Source organism: Marinimicrobium sp., from assembly GCF_002695945.1.
GTDB classification, from domain to species: domain Bacteria; phylum Pseudomonadota; class Gammaproteobacteria; order Pseudomonadales; family Cellvibrionaceae; genus Marinimicrobium; species Marinimicrobium koreense.
In genome coordinates, this window is the sequence record NZ_NZQP01000021.1 from 229521 (window position 1) to 248013 (window position 18493).

At 61.2% G+C, this 18493-nt stretch carries 17 protein-coding genes and 1 pseudogene; 3 read left to right on the top strand and 15 right to left on the bottom strand.

Annotated features, from left to right (window positions below):
• Positions 1 to 5: 5 nt before the first annotated feature.
• The 10 genes from gspF to ftsY all read right to left on the bottom strand — a co-directional run bounded on the left by gspF (position 6) and on the right by ftsY (position 11469).
• Positions 6 to 1238 carry a type II secretion system inner membrane protein GspF gene (gene gspF / locus CMG77_RS04985; protein ID WP_024461571.1) on the bottom strand — a complete coding sequence of 411 codons (1233 nt, stop codon included), beginning with the start codon at positions 1236 to 1238 and terminating at the stop codon, positions 6 to 8.
• 26 nt (positions 1239 to 1264) lie between these two features.
• Positions 1265 to 2812: a type II secretion system ATPase GspE gene (gspE, locus tag CMG77_RS04990; RefSeq protein ID WP_286903725.1), complete on the bottom strand. Its 1548-nt coding sequence runs from the start codon at positions 2810 to 2812 to the stop codon at positions 1265 to 1267.
• Positions 2813 to 2830: 18 nt separating this feature from the next.
• Positions 2831 to 4819, bottom strand: a complete 1989-nt coding sequence (gene gspD / locus CMG77_RS04995; RefSeq protein WP_286806096.1) for a type II secretion system secretin GspD — start codon at positions 4817 to 4819, stop codon at positions 2831 to 2833.
• A 27-nt stretch (positions 4820 to 4846) separates the two neighbouring features.
• Positions 4847 to 5908 carry a type II secretion system protein GspC gene (gene gspC, locus CMG77_RS05000; RefSeq protein WP_286806094.1) on the bottom strand — a complete coding sequence of 354 codons (1062 nt, stop codon included), beginning with the start codon at positions 5906 to 5908 and terminating at the stop codon, positions 4847 to 4849.
• A 302-nt stretch (positions 5909 to 6210) separates the two neighbouring features.
• Positions 6211 to 6936: a tRNA (guanosine(46)-N7)-methyltransferase TrmB gene (trmB, locus tag CMG77_RS05005; RefSeq protein WP_286806092.1), complete on the bottom strand. Its 726-nt coding sequence runs from the start codon at positions 6934 to 6936 to the stop codon at positions 6211 to 6213.
• A 43-nt stretch (positions 6937 to 6979) separates the two neighbouring features.
• Positions 6980 to 7360 (bottom strand): DUF423 domain-containing protein, encoded by a 381-nt coding sequence (locus tag CMG77_RS05010; RefSeq protein ID WP_024461576.1) that lies wholly within the window; start codon positions 7358 to 7360, stop codon positions 6980 to 6982.
• 85 nt (positions 7361 to 7445) lie between these two features.
• On the bottom strand, positions 7446 to 8303 hold the full coding sequence (rpoH, locus tag CMG77_RS05015) for an RNA polymerase sigma factor RpoH (RefSeq protein WP_286806091.1): 858 nt from the start codon (positions 8301 to 8303) through the stop codon (positions 7446 to 7448).
• Positions 8304 to 8600: 297 nt separating this feature from the next.
• Positions 8601 to 9608, bottom strand: coding sequence for a permease-like cell division protein FtsX (ftsX, locus tag CMG77_RS05020; protein ID WP_286875392.1), 1008 nt, complete (start codon positions 9606 to 9608; stop codon positions 8601 to 8603).
• Complete coding sequence (gene ftsE / locus CMG77_RS05025) at positions 9605 to 10273, bottom strand: cell division ATP-binding protein FtsE (protein WP_024461579.1); 669 nt, start codon at positions 10271 to 10273, stop codon at positions 9605 to 9607. The genes ftsX and ftsE overlap by 4 nt, the downstream gene beginning before the upstream one ends.
• A 17-nt stretch (positions 10274 to 10290) precedes the next feature.
• Positions 10291 to 11469, bottom strand: coding sequence for a signal recognition particle-docking protein FtsY (ftsY, locus tag CMG77_RS05030; protein ID WP_286804659.1), 1179 nt, complete (start codon positions 11467 to 11469; stop codon positions 10291 to 10293).
• A gap of 202 nt (positions 11470 to 11671) precedes the next feature.
• Here ftsY and rsmD point away from each other — a divergent pair.
• The 3 genes and pseudogenes from rsmD (at position 11672) to CMG77_RS05045 (ending at position 13678) form a co-directional block, all read left to right on the top strand.
• Positions 11672 to 12163: pseudogene (gene rsmD / locus CMG77_RS05035) on the top strand (16S rRNA (guanine(966)-N(2))-methyltransferase RsmD).
• A gap of 82 nt (positions 12164 to 12245) precedes the next feature.
• Positions 12246 to 12737 (top strand): pantetheine-phosphate adenylyltransferase, encoded by a 492-nt coding sequence (coaD, locus tag CMG77_RS05040; RefSeq protein ID WP_286903696.1) that lies wholly within the window; start codon positions 12246 to 12248, stop codon positions 12735 to 12737.
• A gap of 2 nt (positions 12738 to 12739) precedes the next feature.
• Positions 12740 to 13678: a DMT family transporter gene (locus CMG77_RS05045; protein WP_286903697.1), complete on the top strand. Its 939-nt coding sequence runs from the start codon at positions 12740 to 12742 to the stop codon at positions 13676 to 13678.
• Here CMG77_RS05045 and mutM read toward each other — a convergent pair.
• The 5 genes from mutM to CMG77_RS05070 all read right to left on the bottom strand — a co-directional run bounded on the left by mutM (position 13669) and on the right by CMG77_RS05070 (position 18362).
• Positions 13669 to 14481, bottom strand: coding sequence for a bifunctional DNA-formamidopyrimidine glycosylase/DNA-(apurinic or apyrimidinic site) lyase (mutM, locus tag CMG77_RS05050; protein WP_286903698.1), 813 nt, complete (start codon positions 14479 to 14481; stop codon positions 13669 to 13671). The two genes, CMG77_RS05045 and mutM, sit on opposite strands and share 10 nt — an antisense overlap.
• A 175-nt stretch (positions 14482 to 14656) precedes the next feature.
• Positions 14657 to 15946 (bottom strand): phosphate regulon sensor histidine kinase PhoR, encoded by a 1290-nt coding sequence (gene phoR, locus CMG77_RS05055; RefSeq protein WP_286903699.1) that lies wholly within the window; start codon positions 15944 to 15946, stop codon positions 14657 to 14659.
• Positions 15947 to 16007: 61 nt separating this feature from the next.
• Positions 16008 to 16703: a phosphate regulon transcriptional regulator PhoB gene (gene phoB, locus CMG77_RS05060; RefSeq protein WP_286875395.1), complete on the bottom strand. Its 696-nt coding sequence runs from the start codon at positions 16701 to 16703 to the stop codon at positions 16008 to 16010.
• A gap of 136 nt (positions 16704 to 16839) precedes the next feature.
• Positions 16840 to 17763 carry a 4-hydroxybenzoate octaprenyltransferase gene (gene ubiA, locus CMG77_RS05065; RefSeq protein WP_286875397.1) on the bottom strand — a complete coding sequence of 308 codons (924 nt, stop codon included), beginning with the start codon at positions 17761 to 17763 and terminating at the stop codon, positions 16840 to 16842.
• The gene (locus tag CMG77_RS05070; protein ID WP_286805958.1) at positions 17760 to 18362 is read right to left on the bottom strand and encodes a chorismate--pyruvate lyase family protein; all 603 of its coding nucleotides are present in this window, start codon (positions 18360 to 18362) and stop codon (positions 17760 to 17762) included. The genes ubiA and CMG77_RS05070 overlap by 4 nt, the downstream gene beginning before the upstream one ends.
• Positions 18363 to 18493: the final 131 nt, after the last annotated feature.

The following is an 18493-nucleotide window of genomic DNA, read 5'->3' on the forward strand; positions in this document are numbered from 1 at the left end:
TCAGATCAGATGAGACTGTTCATTTCAAAAATTGGCTGCAGAATGGCCATCACGATCAGGCAGACGGCGCCGCCCATAAACACCACCGTCGCCGGCTCGAGCAGCCCCATGGCCACCCCGAGCATCATCTCCAGCTCGCGCTCCTGATCCTGAGCGGCGTTCTCGAGCTGCTCGGGCAGGGTGCCGTTGGCTTCACCGCTGGCCACCAGTTGCACCAGCAGCGGCGGAAAGAACCCGGCGTTTTCCATCGCCCGGTGCAGACTGGTCCCTTCCTGAACATCTTCGGCGACCGCTTCACAGGCTTCCTGCATGATCTTGTTGGTCATCACCTGCCCGGCAATCCGCAGCGCCTGCAACAGCGGTACGCCGCTGGAGGATAACAGGGCCAGGGTCGCCGCAAAGCGGGCCGAGTTGATCTGCCGGATCAGGTTGCCCATGACCGGCAGTTTCAATTTGATTTCATGCCAACGCCGCAGCCGCGCCTCGTTGCGAAGCAGGCGCCGGAACCCGACCACCAGTCCGATCAACGCCAACAGGGTGTAGTGCCCATAGTTGAGGATGAAATCGCTGCTGGCAATCAGAAACTGGGTCAATGCCGGCAGTTCCCGTTCCCCCTGCTGGAACACGCTGACCAGCTTGGGCACCACAAACGCCATCAGGGCCACAATGACCGTAATACTGATAAACAGCAGCACCAGCGGATAGATCATGGCCATTTTCAGCCGCTGCTGAATCTGCTGGTTGCTCTGGGTGTATTCCGCCAGTCGCTCCAGCACCGGTGCCAGATAACCGGAGCTCTCCCCGGCTTTGACCAGAGCGCAGTACATGGTATCGAAGGCGCCGGGCACTTCCGCCAAGGCCTTGGCCAGACTGAACCCTTCAAGCACCTTAGTGCGCACCTGGAGGATGATCTGTTTGTTATTCGGTTTCTGCTGTTGCTTGGCGGTGGCCTGCAAGGCTTCGTCCAGGGGCAGCCCGGACTTCACCAGCGACGCCAGTTGCCGGGTGATCAGGCTCAGATCCCGGGCGTTCATCTTGCTGCGCCAGCGCTGGCGGAGCCCCGCCAGGCCCGGCTCGCCTTTGGTGGCCCGGCGCCCACCGGTGACGCTACTGACGTCCAGGGGCTTGAGTCGCTTGGCGCGCAACTGACTGCGCACCTGGCGCTCGGAGTCTCCCTCGAGAATGCCTTTGACCGTTTTACCGGCCTCATTCAATGCTTGATAACTGTAGGCACCCATGGCGTATCGTCTCGCGGTTACGTCGGCTAGCTGGCGGTGGTGACCCGGAGCACTTCCTCCAGGCTGGTCACCCCGTCGAGCACGCACTGGCGACCATCATCACTGATGGACGGACTGTTCTTGCGCGCCTCGGCAATCAGTTCGTGTTCACCGGCCTGTTCGTGGATCAGGTGACGCATCCGCTCATTGATTTCAATCAGCTCGTAGATCCCTTTACGACCCCGATAACCCATGTTGTTGCACTGCTTGCAGCCCACCGGTTTGTAGATGGTGGCTCCCTCAGGCAGATTCATCAGTTCCCGCTCCGCCTGATCGGCCTGATGGGGCTCCCGGCAGGCCTGACACAGTTTGCGCACCAGGCGCTGGGCCATGACCACTTCGAGACTGGAGGCCAGCAGGAAGGGTTCAACCCCCATGTCTTTCAGGCGCATCACCGCACCGATGGCGGTGTTGGTGTGCAGGGTGGAGAGCACCAGGTGACCGGTCAGACTGGCCTGAATGGCAATTTCGGCGGTCTCACCGTCGCGGATCTCACCCACCATGACCACGTCCGGGTCCTGACGCAGAATCGCGCGCAGCCCGCGGGCGAAGGTCATGTCGACCTTGGAGTTGACCTGGGTCTGGCCGATGCCCGGCAAGAGGTATTCCACCGGGTCCTCAATGGTCAGGATATTGCGGCTGCGGGTATTGATGTGGCTCAGGCCCGCGTACAGGGTGGTGGTTTTACCCGAACCGGTCGGACCGGTCACCAGAATGATGCCGTGGGGCTTGAGCAGGGCTTTGGCCAGCCGGTCGCGCACAAAGGGCGGCATGGCCAGCTGGTCCAGGGTCAGTTGCCCGGCCGCCTGGTCGAGCAGGCGCAATACAATCCGTTCACCGTGGGCCGAGGGGATCGTGGACACCCGGATGTCTACGGCGTGGCCCGCCAGGCGCACGGTAATCCGGCCATCCTGGGGCAGGCGCTTCTCGGCGATATCCAGGCGCGCCATAACCTTCAGGCGCGATACCAGCACCGGGGCGAGCTCGGCCTTGGGGGACAGGATTTCACTCAGTACCCCATCAATACGGAAACGCACCGACACCCGATCTTCAAACGGTTCCAGGTGAATATCCGAGGCGCCCTCGCGCACCGCCTGGGACAGGATGGCATTGATCAGGCGGATGATCGGGGCATCGTCATTGCCCGCCAGCAGGTCGGTTCGATCGGCCAGGTCCTCGGCCATGGACGACAGGTCGTACTCGGCCCCCAGATCCTCGGCCGCCTGTTGCGCGGCGCCATCGCCACTTTGGTAGACCTGGGTCAGGCGCCGCTGAAAATCTTCGGTGGGAATTTCTTTCAGGCGAAATTTGGTTCCAAGGTATCGTTGCAGTTCGAGCAATACATTGAGATTGAGCCCGGGACGATAGAGCAGGGTGGCTTCGGTTTCTTCCTCGTCCAGCATCACCCCATGAGTGGAGGCAAAGGAAAAGGGCAGACGCGCGTGGGCCGCGTCCTCACCGGCGCTGGCGGCCTGAACCTCCTCTTCCTCCGGCAGCTGCGGTGAAGCGTTGTTCTCTTCAAACTCGTCCAGCATCGACTCTACCGCCACAGGTTACTCCTCTTCCGCCTCGTCGGCCTGATCGTCCTCGCGCTCCTCGCTCATCATGCGAATGCGTTCGGCATCGTCGACCTTTTCTTGCCATTCGGGCAGCATCGGAATGTCGTCAGTGCTGAACAGCATGCCACCTGCGCGGCGACGGTTTTCCTGCTGTTCCCGCAGCGCCTTGTACTTCTCCGCGGTGGCGCCTTTAAGCAGCTGGTCATCCTCGATCACCGTAGCGCGAATGAACACCAGCAGATTGGTTTTCGACAGGGAGTCCACCTGATTGCGGAACAGGCGGCCCATGATCGGTACATCGCCCAGGAACGGCACTTTCTGCACCGAGGTCTGAATTTCTTCTTCGATCAAACCACCGAGAACCACGGTTTCACCGTTCGCCGCCAACACCTGGGTTTCCAGTTTGCGCTGGTTGGTGATCGGACCGTCGGAGTTGTTCAGGTTGGACAGGCTGGACACCTCCTGGGAAATATCCAGCACCACACTGTCGCCCGCGTTCACATGAGGAGTCACTTCCAAGAGAATACCCACGTCGCGCCGCTCAATGGTCCGGAAGGGGTTGCCCGGGTTGCTGTTACCGCCGGTGGAGGCGTAGGAGCCGGTGGCGAAGGGCACGTTCTGGCCCACGGAAATCGACGCTGTGTGATTATCGGTGGTCAGCAGGTTGGGCGTCGAGAGAATATTGGTAGAGCTGTTTTCCTGCAGCATATTGAGAATGCCCAGAAAATCGGTGCGCTCGCCAAGTCGACCTATGCCGAATATCTGTCCCTGAGTCTGGGACAGTGTCCCCGCCAGACTGACCAGTCCGTTGTCGTTATCATCATTATTGTCCAGTGCACCAACACCAATAGCGCCAAGCTGACCGCTACCAGTGGTGGAGCTGCCGAAGCCGCGCTTGTCGTCGCGGTACATCCACTGAATGCCCAACTCCCGACCATCAGTGTCTTCCACTTCCACGATGATTGCTTCGACCAGCACCTGGGCGCGACGAATATCGAGGCTGTCGATCACCGCCAGCAGTGACTCCATGGTATCGCTGTTGGCGGTGATCAGCAGGGAGTTGGTGTCTTCATCGGCCTGGACATTGGTCTCCTGACGACGGGCATTGTTGTTGCCGCCCTCTTCCGAACGGGCGATGTTCTGCATCACGCCGTTGAGCACTTGCGCCACATTTTCCGCTTTCGCGTACTTGAGATAGACCACCCGAACATTACTGTCTTTGGTGCGCGGCCGGTCCAGACGCTCAACCAGTTGGCGAATGCGTTCGCGCTGGAGATCATCGCCGTGCACCAGCACCGCGTTGATCCGGTTGTCCGGCACCACGGTGAGTTCGGATTGACCGCCGTCTCCGGCGCCGGGCTTTTCAATCTGGGTCACGGCGCGGGCCACGTCTTCGGCCAGCGCAAACTCCAGCTCGATCAGCTCGGTTTCCACCACAGAGGACTGATCAATCTGGGAAATGATTTCTTTCAACCGAAGGATATTGGAGCGGGTGTCGGTGACGATGATGGCATTGCTGGGATCGTAGGCGGACAGGTGGCCGTGTTGGGGAACCAGCGGACGAAGGGTAGGCAGTACCTTGGAGGCACTGATATTTTCCAGCTTCAACACCTGGGTCACGTAGGTGTCATCCCCGAGCGGGTTGGAGCCCAGGTCCGTGGGGACCGGCAACGACCGGGCGTCCCGGTTGGGAACGATACGCACCACATTGCCATTCTCAACAGCGGTGAACCCCTGCACATCCATCATGGACAGGAACAGCTCGTACAGCTCTTCTTTATTGACCGCGTCCTGGGACATGACCCGCACCTGGCCCCGCACTTTGGGGTCCACCAGGATGGTCTTGCCGGTGGCATCCGCAACGAACTTGATCACTTCCTGGATGTCGGTGTCCTTGAAGTTCACCGTCCAGGTCTGCTGCGCCCAGGCATTGAGGCTGACGCAGAACAGAGCCGCTGCTAGAGTTCCTGCCAGACGTTGCACACACACTTTCACTGGTCTTCCTCGCTGTTATTCGAGCTCGATGTCGATTGAGACTTCCTGGCCATCCCGGTCAATCAGAAGGCTGGCGGAACGGGCATCACCCATTTCGCGATAAATTTCCATGACGCGCTGCGGGCTGGTGAGTTCAACCCCATTGACCGCCTTGACCACGTCGTCGGCCTGCAGGCCAAGTGAATCAAACAGTTGCCGATCCCGACCGGGGCGGATCTTGTACCCGACGATCTGACCGTTCTCCCGGTGAATACTCATGGACACCACATCGGACAATGACTGGCTGCCCACCCGTGCGGCAACCTCATCGGCGGCGTCTTCAAGCTCCTCCTGCGGCGCTTCCCCGGTGTTACCGGGCGTCTCCGCCGGGGTATCGTAGACCGGCTCTTCGTCGCCCTCCCAGCTGCGCCCCGGGGTATCGGGCACTGGTTGGCTGGCAGCGAGGCTGCTGCTCCAGTCGTCGTCGGTATAGAGCCACAGAGATTCGTAGCGCCCGGCGTTGTTCAGGATGACCCGCAGGGGCAGTACCTTTTCCAGGGTCACGCTGCCTCGCACCGGCAACTCGTCACCGGGCGCATATATCGCCTGGTCTTTGCCATCGGCAATGATCGCACGGGCAGCGGTCTCGTCATTACTGCCCATCACGCCCCGCAGTACCAGCTTAAGGTCGGTATCTACCGCCTGATCCTCAATACTGGGGCCGCTCGCGGGACCCGCGGCTTCCCCGTCCAACGCACCGGGCTCCTCGTCGGCCGAGGCCTCTCCAAAGATATTGAGTGACGCCAGCGCCGCGATATCCACGGCTCTGGCCGAGCCGCCACTGCGCTCGGAGGTCACCGCATTCGGCGCCACTTGCGCTTTGGGAATCTCCGGCGCCGGTATCAGTACCCACAGCAGTTGGGCCAGGGTGTAGCTGAGCCACAGGACAATGAGAAATTTGGCACCAAAACGCCAGACACCGGACGGCACCCGAGCCAGCCATACGCCACCCTGACGCAGCCACTCGGCCAGTCGTTCACTGCGCCAGTCGGTCCCTGCGGATGCCGACGGATTGTGTTTCCTTTCTGTGTTCGACAATTGACTACTCCACGCACGCTCGAACGCGCTACCACTGGCGATCTGCCTGCGCCACGATGGTTTTATTCTTATCCGGCCACGACCACGGATTGTACCCCAGATCAGTCAGGCCAGGAAAAAGACGCCAAAGCGCAAGAGGCCTTGTAACCGATGGTTATGACACTATTATGCCAAGGTAAATTCCGCTCGCGGAAAAAACGCTCGGCGAGCATACCGTCTCTGCCCCGGAATTGAAACCGAAACCCCTCCGGAATCGCGACCAGGGTCACGTTTGGCGGGGTCTGCCGGCCATTCCCGGGCCGCTACTCAGAGGCCGGGGCCCGGTACAACAAATCCCACACACCGTGCCCCAGACGGGCACCGCGCTGTTCAAATTTGGTGATGGGGCGGTAGTCGGGACGCTCCGCGTATTGCCCCGGTGCCACCGCATTGGTGAACCCCGGAGCCGCCTCCATCACCGCCTGCATATGCTCGGCGTAATTCTGCCAGTCCGTCGCCAGATGAAAAATACCGCCGGGCTTGAGCTTGGTGCGCACCTTTTCGACAAAAGCCGGCTGTACGATACGCCGTTTATGGTGTTTCTTTTTGTGCCAAGGATCGGGGAAATACAGTTGAAAGCGATCGATGCCGCCCTCCGGGATGCAGTCATCCAGCACATCAATGGCGTCCGCCATATACACCCGGAGGTTATCCAGCCCGGCATCGGCGGCGCCTTTGATGAGTCGCCCCACGCCGGGCGGATGCACCTCGATGCCGATAAAGTCTTTGTCCGGTTCCTGCTGTGCCATGGCCAGCAGGGAATCTCCCATCCCAAAACCGATTTCCAGCACCCGAGGGGCCACGCGGCCAAAAGTGGCCTCCAGATCCAATCGTCCATCGTGAAGGCTCAGCCCGTAACGGGGCCAGCAATCGTCAAAGGCCGCCCGCTGCCCCTCGGTAATCCGCCCGGCCCGAATCACGTAGCTTCGAATGGCCTTGGGTTTGTACTCCGGGCGAATCATCAGCCGGCTGTCATCTTGTTCAGTCATGAATTCCACTATCGTCGAATGAGTTGAGGCTTCCCAGGTCGCCTCAGGTTTTCAGGGCCCGAATGCCCACCGCCAGCAACAGGACCCAGCCCACCATGAAACACAGGCCACCCAGAGGTGTCACCGGCCCCAGCCAGCGCGGACCGCCCAGAGCCAACCCATAGAGGCTACCGGAGAACAGCAACACCCCGAGGACAAAGGTCCAACCGGCGGTCAGCAGGGAGAGCGTCGGGCCGAACCAGCGCAGCAGCGCAACCACCGCCAGCAGCGCCAGAGCGTGGTACATCTGATACTGAACCCCGGTCTCAAACGCCGACAGGGCGGACGCCGGTAGCCGGGCTTTCAGCCCGTGGGCGGCGAAGGCGCCGAGCATGACCGATAGCAGACCAAACAACGCGGCCAACACCAAAAACACAGCCGCCATAGCGCACCGCTCCCCATAAAAAGTTCAGTTACACAAAAAAGCCGCGCGAGGCGCGGCTTTTTCGAGGGCCATTGGTAGCGCTTGATCAGGCAGCCAGTATGGCAGTTTTCACCTTCTTCATGGCGTTCTTCTCCAACTGACGGATGCGCTCGGCGGATACGCCGTACTCATCGGCCAGCTCGTGCAGGGTGGCCTTGCTTTCGCTCAGCCAGCGCCGCTGCAGAATCGCCCGGCTTCGATCGTCCAGGGTTTCCAGCGCCTTTTCCAGGTTATTGACGCTGTTTTCCTCCCAGTTGGCGTCTTCCAACTGGGTGGCGGGATCGTACCGCTTGTCTTCGAGGTAGTGGACCGGGGCCACGTAATGGCTGTCATCATCGTCTTCTTCACCGGCATCGAAGGCCGCATCGTAAGAGGAAAGACGTCCTTCCATCTCACGCACGTGCTTGACATCAACGCCCAGATCCTCGGCCACCGCTTCGGCTTCATCGTTGTTCAGCCACGCCAGGCGCTTTTTGGCACCGCGCAGGTTGAAGAACAGCTTGCGCTGGGCCTTGGTGGTAGCCACTTTCACAATGCGCCAATTGCGCAGAATGAACTCGTGAATCTCCGCCTTGATCCAGTGCACCGCAAAGGACACCAGACGCACGCCCTTCTCCGGGTTGAACCGCTTGACCGCCTTCATCAAGCCAACGTTGCCCTCCTGGATCAGATCCCCCAGGGGCAGGCCGTAACCGTTGTAAGAACGAGCGATGTGTACCACAAAGCGCAGGTGCGACATCACCAAGTGACGCGCCGCCTCGAGGTTGCCGTTGTAATACAGGTCCTCCGCCAGCTTCTGCTCCTCTTCCGCGGCCAAAACCGGGAAGGCGCTGACAGCCTGAACGTAGGCATTTAAGTTTCCACCGGGAGACAGTACCCCGGCCGGCATCAGGCTAGTGCTCATTCACTTACCTCCTGAGAATTTTTGGACATTGAGTGTAGCACTGCAGGGTTAGACTGCCAAGCCCTGAAAAGTTCCCTTGCCTTAGCATAAAAACCTTATGAATCAGTGAGTTAAGTTAAAAATAGAGATTGGGGTGACGGTGGATGCGGGTTTTGCCGCTGCGCTCGGACCCTGCGGTTGACGGCGGATGCGCTTCGCTTATCCGCCCTACGGCCGAGCGCAGCGGTATAAATCCACGTAGGGCGGATAAGTGCGTAAGCACGCATCCGCCGCCACCACGCTATGACACTGAATACGTCAACGCGGCTCTATCTGGATCAAATGCCGCGCCACCGCCAACCAGGCCCCCACCAACCCGAGCAGGCCGGACAGCAGCACCAATTGCAGGCTCTGGGTCAGGTCCAGCCCCCGAAGGCGAAAGTCACTCTGATACAGATCCGCCAACCGGGCCACGGGCCCGGACAGCCACCACAGGCCCAACGCCAACAACCCCAGCGCCAGAACGCCGCCTCCAAGTCCGTACCAGAAGCCGGTGTAAAGAAAGGGGCGACGCACAAACGCATCGGTGCCGCCCACCAGCTTGACCACCAGAATCTCGTCCCGGCGGTTCTCGATGGCCAGGCGGATGGTATTGCCCACCGCCAGCAGCACCCCCAGGGCCAGCAGCGCCGCCAGCGCGAGCACCACCCGCTGGCCTAGCACCATCATTTCTTGCAGGCGCTTGACCCAGGCCATATCCAGGCGCGCTTCGGCCACGATGGCCTGCCCGGACAGGTGATCGCGCAGCTCGGTGAGCGCCTCGGGGTCATTGGTGGCCGGGCGCACCAGCAGCACATCCGGCAGCGGGTTTTCATCCAGCCCTTCCAGCACCCGGCCGAGGCCGGAGTAGGACTTGAACTCCTCCAGTGCCGCACTGGGCGGCACATGCTCCACCTGGTCCACTCGCGCATCCTCGTTCAGGGAGGTGCGCAGCGCTTCAATCGCCTCGGGACGGGAGTCGCGCACCAGAAACACCGACATCTGCCCGGAGTCCTGCCAGCTGTAGCCCAGATTCTGGACGTTGCTCAACACCAGGTACAGCGCGGCGGGCAGGGCCACGGCGACGGCCACCACCAGCCACGTAAGAAGGCTCTGCAGGGGCGTGCGAAACAGCCGCTGCAGACTCTCCACTGCGGTGGTGCTGTGGTGGGCCTGCCAGGAATCCAGTCGGTCGGTCAGGCGGGTACGACTCTGGCTCGCGCCCTGGCTGCGAGGCTTCGCCGCCGGAGCGGCGGTTTTACGGGCGGTGGGTCGACGGGGGCTCACGGCAGGACTCCATCGTGAGCCACCTGACCGCCGGAGAGGCCGAGCACCCGCTTGTTCATACGCTTGAGCAGGGCCAGGTCGTGGCTGGCGATCATCACCGTCACGCCCACTTCGTTGAACTGTTCGAACAGATTCATGATGTCGGCAGACAGTTCCGGGTCGAGGTTACCGGTCGGCTCATCCGCCAGTAGCAGCGGCGGTTTGTTGACCACGGCCCGGGCAATACCCACCCGCTGCTGTTCACCGCCGGAGAGCATGATCGGATTGTGCCGCTCTTTACTGAGCAGCCCCACCTTGTCCAGCGCCGCGCGCACCCGACGGCCCACTTCCGAGGCCTGATAGCCGGCAATCTGCAGGGGCAGGGCGACGTTATCGAACACCGTGCGGTCGAACAGCAACTGGTGGTTCTGAAAGACCACGCCCACCTTGCGGCGGAAGTAGGGAATATGTCGGCGGGACAGCCGGTTGAGGTTGCGATCGTCGATGAACACCTGCCCCTGGGTGGGCCGTTCCATCAGCATGATCAGCTTCATCAGGGTACTTTTACCCGCCCCGGAGTGACCGGTGAGAAACAGCATCTCCCCCCGGGCCACGTCGAAGCTGACCCGGGAAAGGGCATCCTGGCCGCTGCCGTAGCGTTTGCTGACGTTATCGAACCGAATCACGCGGACACTCTCCTCGGTCAGCCGCGCTGCTCGCCAAACAGGGCATTGACGAACGGCTCGGCGGCGAAGGGTTGCAGATCATCCACCCCCTCGCCGACGCCGATAAAGCGCACCGGCAAATTGAACTCCTTGCTGAGCGCGAAGATCACACCGCCCTTGGCGGTGCCATCAAGTTTGGTCAGCACCAGCCCGGTGACGCCGGCGGACTGAATGAATTCCCGCGCCTGACTGACCGCGTTCTGGCCGGTGCCTGCATCGAGCACCAGGAGCACTTCATGGGGGGCGGTCTCGTCAATTTTGGCCATGACCCGTTTGACCTTGGCCAGCTCGTCCATCAGGTGACTTTTGTTGTGCAGTCGACCGGCGGTATCGGCAATCAGCACGTCGGTACCGCGGGCCTTGGCGGCCTGTAGCGCGTCGAACACCACCGAGGCGCTGTCCGCCCCGGTGTGCTGGGCGATCACCGGCACATTATTGCGTTCACCCCAGACCTGGAGCTGCTCGACGGCGGCCGCCCGGAAGGTATCCCCGGCGGCGAGCATGACTTTTTTGTCCTGGTTTTGCAGATGCTTGGCCAGCTTGCCGATGGTGGTGGTTTTACCCACGCCGTTCACACCCACTACCAGAATCACGTAAGGGGTTCTGGATGAGTCAATCACCAGGGGCGACTCCACCGGCGCCAGCAGTTCGGACAACTGCTCGCGCAGGGCCTTGAAGAGGGACTCGGGGTCATTCAACTGCTTGCGGGCGACCCGGTCGGTCAGGTTGTCGATGATGTCGGTGGTGGCCTCATAGCCCACATCCGCCACCAGCAATTGGGATTCGATTTCTTCCAGCAGCTCATCGTCGATGGTCTTGCTGCCCAGAATTAGATTCCCCAGCCCCTCGGAAAAGTGGCTGCTGGTGCGGCTCAGGCCGGCCTTGATACGGGCGAACAGGCCTTTTTTGGGCTTGGGGTCTTCCGGGGTGTCGCGGGCCGGGTCGGACGCAGCCTCTTGGGGCTCTGCCTCTCCAGACTCTGCGGGCTCTCTATACGCTGAGGGCTCCCCAGACGCTGAGGGCTCTTCAGGCGCTGAAGGCTCTCTATACGCTGAGGGCTCTACCGACTCAGGCGCCTCCGGTGACGATGCCTCGGATGAGGGTTTCTGGCCTTCGGACGCCTCGGGCGTAGGCTTCTTGCGTTTGAAAAACAACATAAGCGAACGGGTCTACCTTTAAGGAACGGGCGGAAAGGCGCTATCCTACCACTTCTACCCGGTTCAGAGAGAGGCCCCATTGACCCGCACCCGAAAAGCGCCCCAGCGAAGCGTGACCCAATCCGCAAAACCCACCCCGGGCAGCCAGCCCCTGCGCATTATTGGCGGTCAGTGGCGGGGCCGCAAACTCACCTTTCCGGCGGTGGACGGGCTGCGCCCGACCGGCGATCGGATTCGCGAAACGCTGTTCAACTGGCTGGCCCCCTTCCTGCCCGGCGCCCACTGTCTGGACCTGTTTGCCGGNTCCGGNGCCCTGGGGTTTGANGCCCTGTCCCGGGGCGCNGATGAAGCCCTGCTCCTGGAGCGNGANNCCANCGCCGCCGCTCAGTTGCGCGANAANCTCAANACGCTNAAAANTACCGCCGGCGAGGTGATTCAGNCCGACAGNCTCGAGTGGCTCACCACCGCGCCGGCCACNCCGTTTGATGTGGTCTTTGTCGACCCGCCGTTTCAACACNACCTCTGGCAGATCAGCATCGANCGCCTGNCCGAGGGCGGNTGGCTGACNCCGGATGCCGCGGTCTATATCGAGTCAGAACCGGACACCCCCATNGTCGTCCCNGANCACTGGCACCTGCANCGGGACAAAANCAGCGGNCAGGTGCGCTATCGNCTATATTTCGTAGACCGCTGACCGNCNNGCACCGGAAACTGGCGCCCCGGGGGCAAATTCATTACCATCACCGCCTTTGATGACCGCAACCAAGAGACTTCCCATGCGCACAGTGGTTTATCCCGGCACTTTCGACCCGATTACCAATGGCCATANCGACCTGGTGGANNGGGCCTGCCGACTGTTTGATCGGGTGATTATCGGTGTCGCGGAAAGTCCGCGTAAGCGCCCNCTNTTCAGNCTGAACGAGCGCGTCTCCCTGGCCCGGGACACCCTCAGCCACCTGAGCAACGTCGAGGTGTGCGGTTTNGATTCNCTNCTGGTGGACTTTGTCCANGANAAAAANGCCCAGGCCGTGCTGCGCGGTTTACGNGCGGTTTCCGATTTCGAATACGAATTCCAGCTGGCCAATATGAATCGCGCCCTGGAACCCAACATGGAAAGCCTGTTTCTGACGCCCGCCGAACACCTGTCTTTTATCTCNTCATCNATTGTNCGGGAGATCGCCAGCCTCAACGGCGACGTCAGCAAGTTTGTTCCCCACCAGGTTGAAACGGCNCTGGCCCANAAGTTCGGCCACAAACCCCACCACTGAGNATGATCCGCGACTCGCNNTTCGGTCGCCGCCNCTGGGTCATCGCCACGGCGGTGTTCTGCTGTTTTCTNTGGGGTAGCGCCTATCCCGCGATCAAAACCGGCTACCAGTTGATGGCCATGGCGGCCNCCGACACCGCCTCCCAGATGCTGTTTGCCGGCTACCGGTTTCTCGGCTCCGGCGTCATTCTGCTGGTATTGGCGGCCCTGATGGGCAANTCNCTGTGGCGNTTCTCCGCNCGCGANTGGGGNCANCTCGCNCTGCTAGGGCTGCTGCAGACCACGCTTCAGTATGTGTTNTTNTANATTGGCCTGGCNNACGCCACNGGCGTCAANGCGGCGNTCATGAANTCCACCGGCACCTTCTTTACGGTNCTGCTCGCGCATTTNATTTACCGCAACGACAANCTNAGNACCGGCCGNAGCCTCGGATGCCTGATCGGCTTTGCGGGGGTGGTNCTGATCAACCTGGGGCAGGGNCCNCTGGACTTTGATGTCACNCTGCTGGGNGAGGGTTTTATCGCCATCGCNGCCCTGGTGCTATCGATCTCGCTGATCTACGGCAAGCGCTTNTCCCAACACATCGACCCGATGGTCATGACCGCCCAACAGNTGACCATCGGCGGCGTGGTTCTGATTGGTATTGGGTTGAGCGGCGGNGGAGANATTCCCCGGCTTACTGCCACCAGCGGGGTGTTGTTTTTCTATCTGATGGCACTGTCCGCCGCGGCCTTTGCGCTGTGGAGCTTCCTGCTCAAGCACAACCCCGTGGGNCAGGTGATTCCCTTCCAGTTTCTGATTCCGATCTTCGGCGCGGGCCTCTCNGCGCTGTTTCTCGGGGAAACCATCCTGGCCTGGAAAAACCTGCTGGCNNTGNTNTTGGTNTGCGGGGGGATCTGGTTGGTGACGCGGCCCGCATCACCCGTGANCGTTCAGCGCTGACAGTCGGTGCAATACACCGTCGTCCGGTTNTTCATCCGGATTTCTTTCAGCGCCTTACCGCACTGCTTGCAGGGCTCGGTGCCTCGNCCATAAACCAGCAACTGCTGTTTGAAGTAGCCCGGCTGGCCATCGCCGCCAACGAAGTCCCTCAACGTAGTGCCACCTTGATCAATGGAGCGTTGCAGCACAAATCGAATTTGCGCAACCAACAGTTCGCTCTGCCGCTTGGTCAGCGTTGAGGCTTTCCGGATGGGCTTGATTCCCGCCATATACAGCGCCTCGTTGGCGTAGATGTTTCCCACCCCCACGACGGTTTTGCTGTCCATCAGAAACTGCTTGATGGGAACCCGGCGCTTGCGGCTGCGCTGGAATAAGTANTCAGGCGTAAAGTCCTCTCCCAGCGGTTCCGGCCCGAGGCTTGCCAGCAGGCTGTGCCCGTAGGGGTCCGATTCTACCCAGAGCAGACAACCAAACCGGCGCGGGTCACAGTAGCGCAGCACACGGTTGCCAAAGGCGATATCGAAGTGATCGTGAAAGCGCGGCGGCTCGTCAGGTTTTACGATGCGCAGACTGCCGGACATACCCAGGTGAATCAGTGCNGTGCCACTGTCGAACCCCAGCAGCAGGTATTTCCCCCGACGTCCGACCTCGCGCAGTCGCTTGCCCTGTATTGCCGCCGCGAGCGGTTCGGATACNGGCCAGCGCANCTTGGGNTGNCGGANNGCGACCTCGGTAACGNTTCGGCCTTCGATNTGGGGNGCGATGCCCCGGCGGGTGGTTTCGACTTCGGGTAGTTCGGGCATAGNNNNCTGGGNNNTGNNNNTTTGAGNNGAGCNTACTATAGCACGCTCNGNGGTNGNGTTNANCGNNGGNGGTTTTATGNNANGNCNTGCGNGNCCTGCGGTTGGGTNACGGCGGATGCGGCTNNGCCTTATCCGCCCTACGCGGCCCACGGGTGTGGGGCGCCGCATGGGCGCCTTACTCGGTGGGGGGCTGGCTGAAGATGCAGGTGAAGGTGCTGCCCACGCCCACTTCGCTGCTGATCTGCAGCTCGCCGTCGTGGCGCAGCAGGACGTGTTTGACGATGGCCAGGCCCAGGCCGGTGCCACCGGTGCCGCTGTTGCGGCTCTGTTCCACACGGTAAAAGCGCTGGGTNAGGTGCGGAATGTGTTTGCTATCGAAACCCGGGCCGTTGTCCTGCACGGAGAAAAAGATCTGCCGGTGCGCCTGCCACAAGCGCATGGCAATCTTGCCACCGGCCGGAGTGTATTTCACGGCATTGGTAACCAGGTTGGAGAAGGCACTGTGCAGTTCTTTTTCGTTGCCCATAAGCTGCAAGTCGGGCGACTCGCATTTCAGTGAAATTTCATGCCCCCGTTCGCCACTGAGAGCCGTGGCCTCGGAGCGAATCGCTTGCAGTAACGGTTCCAACTTCACCGGCTTGTGGTTGTAACCCGACTCCGTGGTTTCGAGTTTGGACAAGGTAATCAAGTCGTTGATCAACAGCGACATGCGCTTTGATTGCTGCTGCATCTGATCCAGCGCCCGCCGCCATGGCGGCGTCAGATCGGTACCGCTGTCCGACAGGGTTTCCAGGTAGCCACTGATGACGGTCAGCGGGGTGCGCAGCTCGTGGCTGACGTTGGCCACAAAGTCCTGACGCATCTGTTCCAGCTTATGCAGTTGAGTCACATCACGCACCACGATCAGTCGTTCGTTGCGGCCAAAGCGGGTGATCTGAAACTGCAGACGNTTGGAGGTGAAACGTGGCGAGGGAATTTCCAGCGGCTCGCTGTAGNTGCCCTCTTCGAAGTAATTCACAAACTTGGGGTGGCGAATGAAGTTGATGACCGATTTGCCCTGNTCACTGCTGTGAAANCCGAGCANCCNTTGNGCNGAGGGNTTCCACCANTCCAGACAGCCGCGCCAGTCGAGCACAATCACGCCATCGCGCAGCGCCGCGCTGGTTTCCTGAACACGGTTGATGACCGCCTGCAGGCTGTTTTTCTCCTGCACCTGACGGCGTTGCAGGTGATAGATATTGTCGAACAGGTCGCCCCANATACCGCTCGATTCCGGTGGCGGCTCGTCATTGTTACGCAGCANCCATTTATTCAANCGGCGGATCTGCCACACCATCCAGGAGACGTACAGNAGACTGCCCGCCAGTAGNGCCCACACCACATGNTCGAACCAGAAGCCGACCAGGGCGCACAGGNAAAGGATTATCAGCAGGCGCCGAACTTCGACGCTGTAACCACGCAGCAAAATAACCGGCCTCTTCAGGGAGCCAATGCACAGGCCCCGCGATTCAACGGATGTTCAGGGATCAACCTGCCTGGGTCGAAAACCGGTAGCCGGTGCCGCGTACGGTCTGCACCAGATTCTCGTGGTCGTCTATGGCCAGAGCCTTGCGCAGGCGCCGGATGTGGACATCCACCGTGCGCTCCTCGACATAGACATTGCCACCCCAGACATGATCGAGCAACTGGCTGCGAGTATAAGCTCTTTCCTGGTGCGTCAGGAAGAACTCCAGCAACCGATACTCGGTCGGGCCAATATCCACCGGCCGGTTGTTGATGGTGACCCGGTGGCTGGCGGGGTCTAGGCACAGGCCCTGAACCCGGATGGGATTGCCGTTGACCTGAGGGTCGGCCCGGCGCAATACCGCTTTGAGGCGCGCCACCAACTCCCGGGGAGAGAAGGGCTTGGTGATGTAGTCGTCGGCACCGACCTCCAGCCCCTGGATCTTGTTATCTTCCTCACCCTTGGCGGTGAGCATGATGATCGGAACTTCCGCGGTCACTTCCTCACGCTTGAGCCGGCGGGCCAGCTCAACGCCACTGGTGCCGGGCATCATCCAGTCCAGCAGCACCAGGTCGGGCCGCTCGTCGACGATCAGCTCCAGCGCCTCCTGGGCATTGCTGGCTTCAAGACACTCGTAATCCGCCATCTCCAGGGCCACCCGGAGCATGTCGCGAATTGCGGCTTCGTCGTCAACTATGAGAATCCTGCGCCCTGCCATAATACCTGCCTGTCATCAGTGAACGATCGGGACGGCGGCATAACGCCGGCGCCCCGAGGTTGGAAATCAACCTTCGCGCCAGCGTATTTAATAAACTCAGTGTTACACAATTATGACAAAGCGGAAATGAATAAGGTTATTGTGACACCATGAAGTCAATCACGATGCCCGCAAAAATGACAAAGCCCACCCAATTGTTGTTCAGAAAGGCTCGAAAACAGGGGTCCCGTTCCCGAAAGCGGATCAGGTACTGATGGTAGCCAAAGAGCCCGGCCGCCGCGACCAGCCCCAGATAATAGGGAACACCCAGCTCAAAGCGCCCGCCCACCATCACCAGCGCGTACAGGGTCAGCCCCTGCAGCACCGCCACCATGGCCCGGTCCAGATCGCCAAACAGGACCGCCGTGGACTTTATGCCCACCTTGAGGTCATCGTCCCGATCCACCATGGCATAGAGGGTGTCATACACCACCGTCCAGAGCAGCACGGCGGTGTACAGCAGCCAGACATCCGTGCCCAGACTGCCGCGCTGGGCGGCAAACGCCATCGGAATCGCCCAGGCAAACGCGGCCCCGAGCACCACCTGGGGCAAGTGGGTGTAGCGCTTCATGAAGGGGTAGCAAAAGGCCAGGGCGACCCCGCCCAGGGAGAGCTTCACGGTGAACGCGTCGGTGAACAGCACCAGGACAAAGGCCAGCAGACAGAGCCCCACAAACAGACTGAGCGCTTCCCGCTCCGAGACTTCGCCAGTGGCCATAGGGCGGGCTTTGGTCCGTTTGACATGGCCATCGAAATGCCGATCGGCATAATCGTTGATCACGCAACCAGCCGAGCGCATGACAAACACCCCCAGCACAAAGATGACCAGCAGATCCCAGTCCGGCAGGCCGCCGGCCGCCAGCCAGAGCGCCCAGAGGGTAGGCCAGAGCAACAGAAAACTGCCGATGGGACGGTTCAACCGGGTCAGGCGCAGATAGGCGGACAGCCTCCCGCGCCAATCGATTCGGGACGAACTCGAGCCACCACGACGGCGGGGGCTTTGAGCTGACGGTCGTTTCATAGACTTACACGCTCCAAAAAGGCGGGCAAAAACACTTCACTGACCAGCAGCGGGCGCCCCTCCAGGCGAAAGACGGACCGCCTTCCCCATAGGGTCTCACCCCGCTGCAATGACGGCGGCACATAGCGCTGGCCGGGCTTCAACCGGCTGATTTCCATCGGCTCGCGCTCCAGGTCGGGCTGGCGAAACAGAAAGCCCCCCAGGGGCCGAGTGTTCAAATGACGCAACTGGCGCAACCGCCCCTTGAGGCTGCTCAGGGGCAGGAGGCTGCGGGCAAATACCCAGGGTTCGCCCTTGCCCATCAGGATCACTTCCCGCACCAACACCCAGCGGCCGGGGCCAACCCCCAGACAGCGGCGCTCGGATACATCCGGCCGGGCCAACCCCTGACGCAACACGCGGACCCGGAACTCCCCCTGACTGAACGCCATCAGCTTGGCCGTCAGAGAGCCCCGATCCAACAGCCAGGGCCTGAGGGCCACCGGCCAGCAGCCCTGTCGACCCTGGCGGGCCGGCTGCCAGCGCGGCGCCTGCAGGCCCGGCGCAAATCCTCCGGCCGCCGGGCGACTGGCCGGTAATACTGGAATGTCCTGTGTCAAAAATGCCTCCCACTGGCATGGCGTTCGCCGTAGCTGGCCGGCGCTGCATAAGCTCACATCGGCGGCTATTCTAACAGCTTCCCTCAGCCCTGCAGGCGGCGGGCGACTTTACCCGGCCGGCCGGGATTGCT

Coding starts and splice junctions, on each gene's coding strand:
- gspE (WP_286903725.1), bottom strand. CDS start 2,812: ATGCTGGACGAGTTTGAAGAGAACAACGCTTCACCGCAGCTGCCGGAG.
- ubiA (WP_286875397.1), bottom strand. CDS start 17,763: ATGAAACGACCGTCAGCTCAAAGCCCCCGCCGTCGTGGTGGCTCGAGT.
- gspF (WP_024461571.1), bottom strand. CDS start 1,238: ATGGGTGCCTACAGTTATCAAGCATTGAATGAGGCCGGTAAAACGGTC.
- CMG77_RS05010 (WP_024461576.1), bottom strand. CDS start 7,360: ATGGCGGCTGTGTTTTTGGTGTTGGCCGCGTTGTTTGGTCTGCTATCG.
- ftsY (WP_286804659.1), bottom strand. CDS start 11,469: ATGTTGTTTTTCAAACGCAAGAAGCCTACGCCCGAGGCGTCCGAAGGC.
- rpoH (WP_286806091.1), bottom strand. CDS start 8,303: ATGAGCACTAGCCTGATGCCGGCCGGGGTACTGTCTCCCGGTGGAAAC.
- trmB (WP_286806092.1), bottom strand. CDS start 6,936: ATGACTGAACAAGATGACAGCCGGCTGATGATTCGCCCGGAGTACAAA.
- phoB (WP_286875395.1), bottom strand. CDS start 16,703: ATGGCAGGGCGCAGGATTCTCATAGTTGACGACGAAGCCGCAATTCGC.